Here is an 11,994-nt window from a genome sequence, read left to right on the forward strand (position 1 = left end):
GTTGGAAATGCGGATGGCTTCATCGATGTTCCTGAAGCGGATCACCGGCGACACCGGACCGAAGGTCTCGTGCTTTGCCACCGTCATCTCCGGGTCGACGTGGTCGAGCACCGTGGGCGAATACAGCGCGCCACGGCGCTCGTTGCCGTACAGCAGCTTGGCGCCCGCCGCGATGGCTTCGTTGACCACCGCCTCGAACTGCTTTGCAGCAGCTTCATCGATGACCGTGCCCATGTCGGTGTCGGGGTCCATCGGGTCGCCGTACTTCAGCGCCTTCGTCTTGGCCACCAGCAGCTCGACGAACCGGTCGGCCACCGACTCGTGCACCAGCATGCGCTTGACTGCTGTGCACCGCTGGCCCGAGTTCTTGTACGAGCCGCCTGCTGCTAGCGTGGCGGCCTCCTCGATGTCCGCGTCTTCCATCACGATGATCGGGTCGTTGCCGCCCAGCTCCAGGATCTGGCGCTTGTAGACCGCCTTGCCCGAGATGTACTTGCCGATGGGCACGCCACCGGTGAAGGTGACCAGATCGACGTCGGCATTCGTGAGCAGTTCGTCGGCGATCTCGCTCGGATCACCCGTGAGCACCGACAGCATCTGCGGCGGCAGGCCCGCTTCGTACAGGATGTCGGCCAGCAGGAACGCGGTGAGCGGCGTCTTCTCGCTGGGCTTGAGCACGATGCGGTTGTTGGTCGCAATGGCCGGCGCCACCTTGTGGATCACCTGGTTCAGCGGGTGGTTGAACGGCGTGATGGCGGTGATGGCGCCCAGCAGCGGCTCGCGCATCGTGTAGACCTTGCGGCTCTTGCCATGGTGCGTGAGGTCGCACGAGAACACCTGGCCGTCGTCCACCAGCGCCTGGTTGGCGGCGAACAGCAGCACGTCGGAGGCGCGGCCCACTTCGTACAGCGAGTCCTTGCGCGAGAGGCCCGACTCGAGCGTGATGGTGCGCGAGATCTCGTCCAGGCGCGAGGCGATGATCTCGCCGGCGCGCATGAGGATCTTGTAGCGCTCGTAGCGCGTGAGCGTGGACTTGTAGTCGCGGGCAATGCGCAGCGCATTGCGCACGTCGTCCAGCGTGGCCTTGGGCACGGTGGCGATCACTTCGCCGGTGTAGGGGTAGGTGACTTCGATGGTGCGGTCGCGGTGGACCTTTTCTCCGGCGATGCGAAGCGCTTCGCGGTGAACGATGCCTGGCTTCAGAGTGGCTTGGCTCATGGGGTGCTTGCTCCGGGCGACGGTTTTTTTACTGGGCGTGGTTCAGCGCGATGTCGAGCGCATCGAAGTTGCGCAGCCTGCGCGTGCTGGCGATGCCGGTGACGGGCCGGTTGCAGATCAGCGGCACGCGCTGCTCCGACACACCGCCGTGCGAGCGCAGCGGAACCTCCAGCGCCGACAGGTCGTGGCGGCTGGCCGAGGTTCCGATGACGGTGTTGCGCTCGCTCACGACCACGATGTCGCCGATGCGGTCGGGCGGCAGTTCGAAGCGCTTGGCTGCTTCGGCGCGCGTGAGCACCAGCTCCATGCCCGGCACCTGCTTGATGCGTTCGATCCAGCCGGGCACGCTGGCGTCGTCGGGTGCGTACACGGTGGCAAACGAGCCCAGCGCGCCGTGGTGCACTACGTACGGGTCGGTGATCGGCAGGATCACCCTCGCCTTTTCGGCGCCGTACCAGCCATCGAGCACGTCCTGCAGGTAGATGACGTTCGGCGAGCCATCCGCGCCATGCTTGTCGTTCATGCCGTGGTCCGCGGTGATGACGATGGTGGCACCCAGCGCATCGAGTTGCGCAAGATAGCCGTCCATCATTGCGTAGAAGGCATTGGCGGCGGGGCTGCCGGGCGCGGCCTTGTGCTGCACGTAGTCGGTGGTCGACAGGTACATCAGGTCGGGCCGGCGCGACTCCATCAGCTTCACGCCCGAGGCGAACACGAACTCCGACAACTCGGCGCTGTACACCGAAGGCACGGGCATGCCGACCATGTCGAGCACGTTGTCGATGCCGTTCTCTTCCATCGTCACCTGGTCGGACTTCTCCGACGAGAAGCAGATGCCCTTCATGCGATGGCCCAGCAGCTTGCGCAGCTTGTCCTTGGCGGTGACCACGGCCACCTTGGCGCCCGCATCGGCGAATGCGGCCAGCACGGTGCCGGCGCGCAGGTACTTGGGGTCGTTCATCATCACTTCCTGGCCCAGCTCGCGGTCGAAGAAGTAGTTGCCGCAGATGCCGTGCACGGCAGGTGGCGCACCGGTCACGATGGACAGGTTGTTCGGGTTGGTGAACGAGGGCACGACGCAATCGGCCAGCAGGCTCGCACCCGACTTCATGATGCGGCCCAGGTACGGCGCCACGCCGGCCTCCACGGCCGCATCGAGATACGCGGGCTCACAGCCGTCGACGCAAACGACCACGACGGGGCGCGCCATCCAGCGATAGCTCCTGGCATTGACTTCGAGTGTCTCCGGTGTCATTTCAGACTTCCTTTTGGGGTGGGTTGTTCGATGTGGTGGCCGCCGCGTTGGCATTGGCGTCGGTGCGGCCGAAGGCCTTGTGCATGCGTGCGCGGCTGCCCGCGACGTGCTCGCGCAGCGCGCGCCCCGCGATGTCGGGGTTGCCGCTGGCAATGGCTTCGACGATGTCGCGGTGTTCGTCCGCCGACACGCGCAGGCCGCCGCCGCTGTCGAGCGCGCGCATCCTGAAAAGGTGCAGCTCCTTGACGAGGCGCTTGTAGGTTTCGGTCAGCTTCTTGCTGCCGGCGGTGTCGAGCAGGATCTCGTGGAACTGCAGGTTGAGCTGCGCGTACTGCTCCACGTCTTGCGCCTGGGCTGCCGAGCGCATGGCGTCGAGCATGGCGCGCAGGCGCTCGACCGCGTCGGGCTTGATGGCCAGCGCCACGCGCCGGCCGATGATTTCTTCCAGTGCCTCGCGCAGTTCGTAGATCTCGTCGGCCTCTTCGAATGCGATCTCCCGCACGAACACGCCCCGGTTCTTTTCGTTGCGCACCAGGCCCGCTTCTTCCAGCGCGCGCAGCGCCTCGCGGATCGGGCCACGGCTGGTATTGAAGCGCTGCGACAGCTCGCTCTCGTTGATGCGGCTGCCCACGGGGAGCTCGCCCGTCATGATCAAACGCTCGATTTCTTCCTGCATCAGCATCGGCAAAGAGCTGGATTGAAGGAACGCGAGGGCGGCGGAGTGATTGCTGGTGACCATGGGGCGTATTTTCCCGAGGAATTGAAAACTGTCAACAATTTTTTATTGACAGTCTTCAGTCATCAATCTACATTGCCTTCACCGGACCTTGGCACGCCACTGCCGGAGCACGCCATTCACTCACCCGTGACAGCAAGCCACTTCAGGAGAAAAAGATGACGATGAAACAAAGCACGCGCCGTCTCACGGCGGTTCTGTGTGCAGCGGCGCTGGGCCTTGCGGCCAGCGGCGCCGCATGGGCGCAAAAGACCTCGCTCCTGGTCTACACGGCGCTCGAGACCGACGCCATGAAGCTCTACAAGGACAGCTTCGAAAAAGCCAACCCCGACATCGAGGTGAAGTGGGTGCGCGACTCCACCGGCATCGTCACCGCCAAGCTGCTGGCCGAAAAAGCCAACCCGCAGGCCGACGTGGTGGCCGGCCTGGCCGCCAGCAGCCTGGCGCTGCTGCAGCAGGAAGGCATGCTGCTGCCCTACGAGCCCAAGGGCTTCAAGGAGCTGAACCCGGCCTATTCCGATGCCGCGCGCCCGCCGGCCTGGGTGGGCATGGACGTGTGGGCCGCCACCATCTGCTTCAACCGCGTCGAGGCGAAGAAGCTGGGCCTGCCCAAGCCGGAAAGCTGGCAGGACCTGACCAAGCCGATCTACAAGGGCACCATCACCATGCCCCACCCGGCCTCCAGCGGCACGGGCTACCTCGACGTGTCGTCGTGGCTGCAGAACATGGGCGACGCCGAAGGCTGGAAGTACATGGACGCGCTGCACCAGAACGTCGCCCAGTACGTGCACTCCGGTTCCAAGCCCTGCAAGCAGGCGGGCGCGGGCGAGTTCCCCATCGGCATCTCGTTCGAGTTCCGCGCGCACCAGGTCAAGAAGTCGGGCGCGCCGGTCGACCTGATCTTTCCGAAGGAAGGCCTGGGCTGGGACATCGAGGCCACCAGTGTCATGAAGACGAGCAAGAAGCTGGACCAGGCCAAGCGCTTCGCCGACTGGATGGCCAGCAAGGAGGCCAACCAGATCACCTCCACCTGGTGGGCGGTGGTGGCCTACCCCGGCGTGGCATCGAAGCTCGAAGGCATTCCGGACAACTACGAAAAGCTGCTCGCCAAGAACGACCTGAACTGGGCCGCGAAAAATCGCGAACGCATCCTGGCCGAGTGGAGCAAGCGCTACGAAGGCAAGGCCGAACCGAAATAAGCCTCACGGCGTTCCCGACTTTCAATCCGCGGGCGCCGCCGCAGTGGCAGTGCTCCGCCAACGATGAGTGCGAAAAATGGATATGACCGCCACCAGGTTCATTGCCGAACAGCAACGACAACTTGCCCCCGCTGCATTGGAAGTCATCGGGATACGGAAAGACTTCGAGTCTTTCAGTGCGCTGCGCGACGTTCACCTGCGCGTGAACCCGGGCGAGATGCTGTGCTTTCTCGGCCCCTCGGGCTGCGGCAAGACCACGCTGCTGCGCATCATCGCGGGGCTGGAAACGCAGACCTCCGGGCAGATATTGCAGAACGGCAAGGACGTGTCGTGGCTGTCGCCCGACAAGCGCGACTACGGCATCGTGTTCCAGTCGTATGCGCTCTTTCCCAACCTGTCGATTGCCGAGAACATCGGCTACGGGCTGGTCAACAGCCGCGCCAGGCGCGGCGAGATCAAGGCGCGTGTCGAAGAGCTGCTGAAGCTCGTCGGCCTGCCGACCTCGGGCAACAAGTACCCCAGCCAGCTCTCGGGCGGCCAGCAGCAGCGCGTGGCCCTCGCCCGCGCCCTTGCCACGCGGCCCGGCCTGCTGCTGCTCGACGAGCCGCTGTCGGCGCTCGATGCGCTGGAGCGCATTCGCCTGCGCGGTGAAATCCGCCGGCTGCAGAAGCAGGTCGGCATCACCACCATCATGGTCACGCACGACCAGGAAGAAGCGCTGTCGATGGCCGACCGCATCGTGGTCATGAACCACGGCGTGATCGAGCAGGTCGGCACGCCGATGGAAGTCTATGAACAGCCGGCCACGCCCTTCGTGGCCGACTTCGTGGGCAAGGTCAACGTGCTGCGCTCGGTGGCGCTGGGCAACCACCGCTTCCAGGTCGGCGACATGGAACTGCAGTGCGACGCCTGCGACGGCGCCTTCGAGCCCGGCGAAGCCGTCAACCTCTACCTGCGGCCCGAAGACCGCGCGGTCGAGCACCTGGGCGACGACACGGCCAACCGGCTGCAGGCGCTGGTGACCAAGGTCGAGTTTCTCGGCGGCCTGTGCATTGCCGAAGTGACGGCCGATGCGTTGCACGGGCAAACGCTGGGCCTGCACTTCTCGCTCAACCAGCTGCACGACCTGGACATCCGCGAAGGCAACACCATCGACATCGCGCTGCGCGCCAACCGCATCCGCGCCTTTTCAGCCGCCCGCACGCCCAAGCCATGAACACGCTGGCCCACCCTTCCGCCATGAAGGCGCCGTCGTTCGCCAAGCGGCCAGCCATGAACTGGAGCCGCGACGAAACCATTGCCCGCGCCATCCTGCTGGTGGTGATGGCGATGCTGTTCGTGTTTCTCATCGCACCGCTGCTGACCATCCTGGCGCACGCGGTGCAGGACAAGGAAGGCCGCTTCGTCGGCCTGGCCCACTTCATCACCTACTTCCAGACGCCGAGCCTGCTGCGCGCGGCGTGGAACTCGGTGTGGGTGTCGGCGGCGGTGGTGATGATCTCGGTGCCCACGGCCTTCGTGTTTGCCTACGCGCTCACGCGCAGCTGCATGCCGGCGCCGCTGAAGGCGGTGTTTCGGCTGATCGCGCTGATTCCGCTGCTGGCGCCTTCGCTGCTCTCGGCCATTTCGTTCGTGCAGTGGTTCGGCAACCAGGGCGCGCTGAAGTTCCTGCTGGGCGGCATGTCGATCTACGGCGCGCCGGGGATCATCCTGGCCGAGGTCTACAACACCTTTCCGCATGCGCTGATGATTTTGGTCACCGCGCTGTCGCTGGCCGATGGCCGGCTGTACGAGGCGGCCACGGCGCTGCGCACGCGGCCGTTCCGCCAGTTCATGACCATCACGCTGCCCTCGTGCAAGTACGGGCTCATCAGCGCGGCCACCGTGGTGTTCACCTACGTGGTGAGCGACTTCGGCGCGCCCAAGGTCATCGGCGGCAACTTCAACGTGCTGTCGGTCGACGTGTTCAAGCAGGTGGTGGGGCAGCACAATTTTTCCATCGGCGCGGTGGTGGGCATGCTGCTGCTGATTCCGTCGATCATTTCCTTCGTGATCGACTACGTGGTTCGGCGCAAGCTGAAGGCGCAACTCACAGCCCGCTCGGTGCCCTACAGCCCCAAGCGCCGCAAGCTCGCCGATGCGCTGCTGGTGCTGTTCTGCACGCTGGTGTGCGGCCTGCTGCTGGCCACCATCGGCATGGCGATCTACACCTCGGTGATCTCGCTGTGGCCGTACGACCTGTCGCTCACGCTCAAGCACTACCACTTCGTGCTGGTCGAAAGCGACATGGCCGCGGCGTATGGCAACAGCCTGGTCGTTGCCATGGCCACGGCCGTGGCCGGTTCGCTCATCGTGTTCGTGGGCGCCTACCTGATCGAGAAGACGCGCAACCTGGGCCTGATGCGCAAGGGCATGCATTTGATGGCGGTGCTGTCGATGGCGGTGCCGGGCCTGGTGCTCGGGCTGGGCTACGTGATGTTCTTCAACCATCCGGCCAACCCGCTGAATTTTCTCTACCAGACGATGGCGATACTGATCATCTCGATGGTGGTGCACTACTACACGTCGAGCCATCTCACGGCCATTACCGCGCTCAAGCAGATCGACAACGAGTTCGAGGCCGTGTCGGCTTCGCTCAAGGTGCCGTTCTTCAAGACCTTCCTGCGCGTGACGGTGCCGGTGTGCCTGCCGGCCATCCTGGACATTGGCCGCTACTTCTTCGTGGTGTCGATGGCCAGCCTGTCGTGCGCCATTTTCCTGTACACGCCCGAGACCATCCTCGCCTCGGTCGCGATCATGCACCTGGACGACGCCGGCGACATCGGCCCGGCCTCGGCGCTGGCCAGCCTGATCGTCGTTACCTCGACGCTGGTGTGCATTGCCTACTCGCTGCTGACGCGCGTGCTGCTGTCGCGCACGCAGGCCTGGCGCAACCTGAGCCGTGGCTGAACACACAACGCATCTCTCTCATTTCCTTCCCCGCCTGGAGACACCATGAGTCAAACGCCCTACCCCATTCTGCTCACGCCCGGCCCCCTGACCACTTCGGACCGCACACGCAACGCGATGCTGCGCGACTGGGGATCGTGGGACGCCGACTTCAACCAGATCACCGCGCGCATCCGCAAGGAAGTGCTGAACATCGTGCACGGCACGGGCACGCACGAATGCGTTCCGCTGCAGGGCAGCGGCACCTTCTCGGTGGAAGCGGCCATCGGCACGGTCGTTCCGCGCAACGGCCATGTGCTGGTGCCCAGCAACGGCGCCTACTGCCAGCGGCTGGCGAAGATCTGCAAGGTGCTGGGCCGCAAGCTGACCACCATCGACTACACCGAAGAAAAGCAGGTGTCGCCCGCCGATGTCGACCGCGCATTGGCCGCCGACCCGGGCATCACGCACGTGGCGGTGGTGCACTGCGAAACCGGCGCCGGCGTGCTCAACCCGCTGCACGAGATCGCACTGGTGGTTGCAAAGCACGGACGCGGCCTGATCATCGATGCGATGAGCTCCTTCGGCGCGCTCGAGATCGATGCACGCAAGACGCCCTTCGATGCCGTCGTCGCCGCATCGGGCAAGTGCCTCGAAGGCGTGCCGGGCATGGGCTTTGTCGTCATCAAGCGCAGCACGCTCGAAAAATGCGAAGGCAACTGCCACTCGCTGAGCATGGACCTGTACGACCAGTGGGTGTACATGGAAAAGACCACGCAATGGCGCTTCACGCCCCCCACGCACGTGGTCGCGGCGCTCGACACCGCCATTGCGCAATACATCGAGGAAGGCGGCCTGAAGGCGCGCGGCGGGCGCTATGCGCGCAACTGCAAGGCACTGATCGACGGGCTGGCCGCGCTGGGCTTCAGGAGCTTTCTCGACCCGGCCATCCAGGCGCCGATCATCATCACCTTCCACGCGCCCGACGACGCCAACTACAACTTCAAGACCTTCTACCAGGAGGTCAAGAAGCGCGGCTACATCCTCTACCCCGGCAAGCTCACGCAGGTCGAGACCTTCCGCGTCGGCTGCATGGGGCACTTCGGCGAAGCCGGCATTCCGGGGGCGGTGGCGGCCATTGCCGACACGCTGAAAGCCATGAACATCCGGCAGGTCACGGCCACACCCGTCGCGGCATGAACGAAGCCACGCCGCGCCGCTACATCCTCACGCTGACCTGCCCCGACCGCACGGGCATCGTGGCGGCCGTGGGCAGCTTCATCGCGAGCCATGGCGGCCTGATCACCCAGGCCGCGCAGCACGGCGACGCGCTGCACAACCGCTTCTACATGCGCGTGGAAATCCAGGCCGACACGCTGCCCTTCTACCTGGACGAACTGCGCGAACGCTTCGCGCCCGTTGGCAAGCAGTTCGACATGGAGTGGAGCGTGTCCGACAGCTCGGTCAAGAAACGCATGCTGGTGCTGGTGAGCAAGCTGGACCATTGCCTGAACGACCTGCTGCACCGCTGGCGCAACAAGGACCTGCACTGCGAGATCCCCTGCGTGATCTCCAACCACAACGACCTGCGCTCCTTCGTCGAGTGGCACGGCATTCCCTTCTTCCATGTGCCGGTGACGCCCGACACCAAGGAGCAGGCCTATGCCGAAGTGGAGCGCTTGTTCCGTGAATTCAGCGGCGACTTCATGGTGCTCGCGCGCTACATGCAGGTGCTGTCCGACGGCATGACGCAGCGCCTGCGCAACCGCATCATCAACATCCACCACAGCTTCCTGCCGGCCTTCGTGGGCGGCAAGCCGTATCACCAGGCCTTCGAGCGCGGCGTGAAGATGACCGGCGCCACCAGCCACTACGTGACGGCGGAGCTCGACGCCGGGCCGATCATCGACCAGGGCGTGATCGACATCGACCACGGCAACTCCATCGAGGAAATGGTGCGCCTGGGCAAGGACATCGAAAAGAGCGTGCTCTCGCGCAGCGTGCGCCTGCACCTGGAAGACAGAATCCTGGTCCACCGCAACAAGACGGTGGTCTTCAAGTAGCCCGCTCCCTCACTCATTTCCATTCACCACCCACCGAACGAGCCCCACCACACACCATGGCGACGCCACTTCCCTCCCATGCACAGGTCGTCATCGCGGGTGGCGGCATCGCCGGCTGCAGCGCGGCCTACCACCTCACAAAGCTGGGCTGCACCGACGTGATCGTGCTCGAACAGGGCCAGCTCACCTGCGGCACCACCTGGCACGCGGCCGGCCTGGTCGGCCAGCTGCGCGCGAACCGCAGCATGACGAAGATGAGCCGCTACGGCATCGACCTGTATGCGTCGCTCGAAGCCGAGACGGGCCTTGCCACCGGCTGGAAGCAGTGCGGCAGCATCACCGTGGCGCGAACGCCCGAGCGCATGACGCTGCTCAAGCGCACCATCGCCACGGCCCGCAGCTTCGGCATCGAGGCGGAGTTCATCACGCCCGCCGAAGCACGGGAGCTGTGGCCGCTGATGCGCGTCGACGACCTTGTCGGCGCGGTGTGGCTGCCCGGCGACGGCAAGGCCAACCCGACGGACCTCACGCAGTCGCTGGCCAAGGGCGCGCGCAATCGCGGCGCGAAGATCTTCGAGGGCGTGCAGATCACCGGCACGCTCATCGAGAACGGCCGCATCGTGGGCGTGGAAACCGACCAGGGCACGGTGCGCTGCGAGAGCTTTCTCAACTGCGCCGGCCAGTGGGCGCGCGAGCTGGGCAAGATGTCGGGCGTCAACATTCCGCTGCATTCGGCCGAGCACTTCTACCTGGTCACCAAGGAAATCGAAGGCGTGCACCGCGACCTGCCGGTGCTGCGCGACCCCGACGGCTACATCTACTACAAGGAAGAAGTCGGCGGGCTGGTCATGGGCGGTTTCGAGCCCGTGGCCAAGCCCTGGGGCATGGACGGCATTCCGCCGAAGTTCGAGTTCCAGCTGCTGCCGGACGACATGGACCAGTTCCAGGTGCTGCTCGACGAGGCGGTGCACCGCACGCCCGCGCTGGAGACCACCGAGATCAAGCTGTTCCTGAACGGCCCCGAGAGCTTCACGCCCGACGGCAACTTCATCCTTGGCGAGGCGCCCGAGGTGCGCGGCTATTTCGTGGCCGCCGGCTTCAACTCGGCCGGCATCGCGAACGCGGGCGGCGCGGGCAAGCTGATAGCCGAATGGATCGTCGGCGGCGCCGCGCCGGCCGACCTGCTCGACGTGGACATCCGCCGTTTCGCGCCCTTCAACAGCAACAAGCGCTGGCTGAAAGACCGCACGGTGGAGGCGCTTGGCCTGCACTACGCCATGCGCTGGCCGCGCCACGAACTGGAATCCGGCCGGCCGCTGCGCCGCTCGCCGCTGTACGACAAGCTGAAGGCCAAGGGCGCGGCCTTCGGCAGCAAGCTCGGCTGGGAGCGCGCGAGCTGGTTCGCCTTGCCGGGGCAGAAAGCGGAAGCCCGCTATGGCTTCGGCCGGCCCGACTGGCTCGATGCCTGCATCGAGGAACAACTGGCGGTGCGGCGCGATGTCGTCGTCTTCGACCAGACCTCGTTCGGCAAGCTGATGGTGCAGGGCCGCGACGCCGAGTTGCTGCTGCAACGCCTGTGCGCCAACGACGTGGCGATACGGCCCGGCAGCATGGTCTACACCGCGTTGCTCAACGAGCGCGGCGGCTTCGAGAGCGATCTCACGGTGATGCGGCTCGAGGCCGAGTGCTTTCTCATCATCACCGGCTCGGCGCAGCCGTACCGCGACATCGGGCACATCAAGCGCCATCTTCATCCGCACGAGCATGTCACGGTGACGGACGTGACTTCGGGCTACTGCACGCTCACGGTGACCGGCCCGAAGGCGCAGCAACTGCTGTCCCGCGTGACGCCGCAGGACTTGCGCAAGGAAGCGTTCCCGCAATCGGCGGTGACCGAGATCGACGTGGGCCATGCGCGCGCGCTCGCGGCCAAGGTCTCGTATGTCGGCGGCCCCGGATGGGAGCTGTACATCCCGACCGAAATGGCGGTGCACGTGTACGACACGCTGTTCGAAGCAGGCGCCGACCTGGGCCTGCGCGACGGCGGCTACTACACCATCGATGCGTTGCGCGTCGAGGCCGGGCGCCGCGCCTTCGGCCTTGAACTGGGGCCGGACGAAAACCCGTTCGAAGCGGGCCTTGAATTTGCCGTGCAGCTCGACAAGCCGGTCGCGTTCATCGGCCAGGCCGCGCTCGCGAAAGTCGCACCGGAGCGCCTGTCCAAGCGGCTGGTGATGTTCCTGCTCGACGACGCGCAGGCCTTCGCCTGGGGCGGCGAGCCCATCCTGCGCAACGGCAAGGCCGTCGGCGAACTGACTTCCACGGCGTACAGCGCGGTGCTCGGGCGGATGGTGGCAATGGGCTACGTGCGCAGCGCCGAGCCGCTCACGCGCGACGAAGCGATGCAGGGGCCGTACGAGATCGACATCGCCGGCCAGCGCTTTGCCGCCACCGCGCAATCGCGCCCGCCCTACCCGTCGCTCGTGAAAGCCGCGCTCGACGTTGCGGGCTGACGGACTCACGGAATCGTGGGCTAATGGTTAACACTGCAGGCATTCGATTGACCCGCCGAAAAGTTCGCCCTTAGAATTTACG

The 11,994-nt window shown here is 65.4% G+C and carries 9 protein-coding genes; 6 read left to right on the forward strand and 3 right to left on the reverse strand.

The window, feature by feature from the left end; genetic code table 11:
- The 3 genes from phnY to DBV14_RS27905 all read right to left on the reverse strand — a co-directional run.
- The coding region (gene phnY, locus DBV14_RS27895; RefSeq protein WP_124464289.1) for a phosphonoacetaldehyde dehydrogenase at positions 1 to 1,218 on the reverse strand (1,218 nt) is incomplete at its 3' end.
- 28 nt (positions 1,219 to 1,246) lie between these two features.
- A complete protein-coding gene (phnA, locus tag DBV14_RS27900; RefSeq protein WP_124464291.1) occupies positions 1,247 to 2,473 on the reverse strand; it encodes a phosphonoacetate hydrolase in 1,227 nt (408 codons plus the stop codon).
- Between the two features lies 1 nt (position 2,474).
- Positions 2,475 to 3,212, reverse strand: coding sequence for a phosphonate utilization associated transcriptional regulator (locus tag DBV14_RS27905; protein WP_124464293.1), 738 nt, complete (start codon positions 3,210 to 3,212; stop codon positions 2,475 to 2,477).
- A gap of 155 nt (positions 3,213 to 3,367) precedes the next feature.
- Here DBV14_RS27905 and DBV14_RS27910 point away from each other — a divergent pair, with 155 nt between their 5' ends.
- The 6 genes from DBV14_RS27910 to DBV14_RS27935 all read left to right on the forward strand — a co-directional run bounded on the left by DBV14_RS27910 (position 3,368) and on the right by DBV14_RS27935 (position 11,912).
- Positions 3,368 to 4,408 (forward strand): putative 2-aminoethylphosphonate ABC transporter substrate-binding protein, encoded by a 1,041-nt coding sequence (locus tag DBV14_RS27910; RefSeq protein WP_124464295.1) that lies wholly within the window; start codon positions 3,368 to 3,370, stop codon positions 4,406 to 4,408.
- Positions 4,409 to 4,484: 76 nt separating this feature from the next.
- Positions 4,485 to 5,624, forward strand: coding sequence for a putative 2-aminoethylphosphonate ABC transporter ATP-binding protein (locus DBV14_RS27915; RefSeq protein ID WP_124464297.1), 1,140 nt, complete (start codon positions 4,485 to 4,487; stop codon positions 5,622 to 5,624).
- A 23-nt stretch (positions 5,625 to 5,647) separates the two neighbouring features.
- On the forward strand, positions 5,648 to 7,357 hold the full coding sequence (locus DBV14_RS27920; protein ID WP_124464373.1) for a putative 2-aminoethylphosphonate ABC transporter permease subunit: 1,710 nt from the start codon (positions 5,648 to 5,650) through the stop codon (positions 7,355 to 7,357).
- Between the two features lie 45 nt (positions 7,358 to 7,402).
- Positions 7,403 to 8,536 (forward strand): 2-aminoethylphosphonate--pyruvate transaminase, encoded by a 1,134-nt coding sequence (locus tag DBV14_RS27925; RefSeq protein WP_124464299.1) that lies wholly within the window; start codon positions 7,403 to 7,405, stop codon positions 8,534 to 8,536.
- A complete protein-coding gene (gene purU, locus DBV14_RS27930) occupies positions 8,533 to 9,399 on the forward strand; it encodes a formyltetrahydrofolate deformylase (RefSeq protein WP_124464301.1) in 867 nt (288 codons plus the stop codon). Before DBV14_RS27925 ends, purU begins: the two co-directional genes overlap by 4 nt.
- Positions 9,400 to 9,455: 56 nt before the next feature.
- On the forward strand, positions 9,456 to 11,912 hold the full coding sequence (locus DBV14_RS27935; protein WP_124464303.1) for an FAD-dependent oxidoreductase: 2,457 nt from the start codon (positions 9,456 to 9,458) through the stop codon (positions 11,910 to 11,912).
- The last annotated feature ends 82 nt before the right edge of the window (positions 11,913 to 11,994 follow it).

This window comes from Variovorax sp. KBW07, from assembly GCF_003852515.1.
In the GTDB taxonomy this organism is placed as follows: Bacteria; Pseudomonadota; Gammaproteobacteria; order Burkholderiales; family Burkholderiaceae_C; genus Variovorax.

What these genes read in the sequence shown, in the direction of transcription:
- phnA (WP_124464291.1), bottom strand. Translation starts at nt 2,473, where the DNA reads ATGACACCGGAGACACTCGAAGTCAATGCCAGGAGCTATCGCTGGATG.
- DBV14_RS27905 (WP_124464293.1), bottom strand. Translation starts at nt 3,212, where the DNA reads ATGGTCACCAGCAATCACTCCGCCGCCCTCGCGTTCCTTCAATCCAGC.
- DBV14_RS27910 (WP_124464295.1), top strand. Translation starts at nt 3,368, where the DNA reads ATGACGATGAAACAAAGCACGCGCCGTCTCACGGCGGTTCTGTGTGCA.
- DBV14_RS27915 (WP_124464297.1), top strand. Translation starts at nt 4,485, where the DNA reads ATGGATATGACCGCCACCAGGTTCATTGCCGAACAGCAACGACAACTT.
- DBV14_RS27920 (WP_124464373.1), top strand. Translation starts at nt 5,648, where the DNA reads ATGAAGGCGCCGTCGTTCGCCAAGCGGCCAGCCATGAACTGGAGCCGC.
- DBV14_RS27925 (WP_124464299.1), top strand. Translation starts at nt 7,403, where the DNA reads ATGAGTCAAACGCCCTACCCCATTCTGCTCACGCCCGGCCCCCTGACC.
- purU (WP_124464301.1), top strand. Translation starts at nt 8,533, where the DNA reads ATGAACGAAGCCACGCCGCGCCGCTACATCCTCACGCTGACCTGCCCC.
- DBV14_RS27935 (WP_124464303.1), top strand. Translation starts at nt 9,456, where the DNA reads ATGGCGACGCCACTTCCCTCCCATGCACAGGTCGTCATCGCGGGTGGC.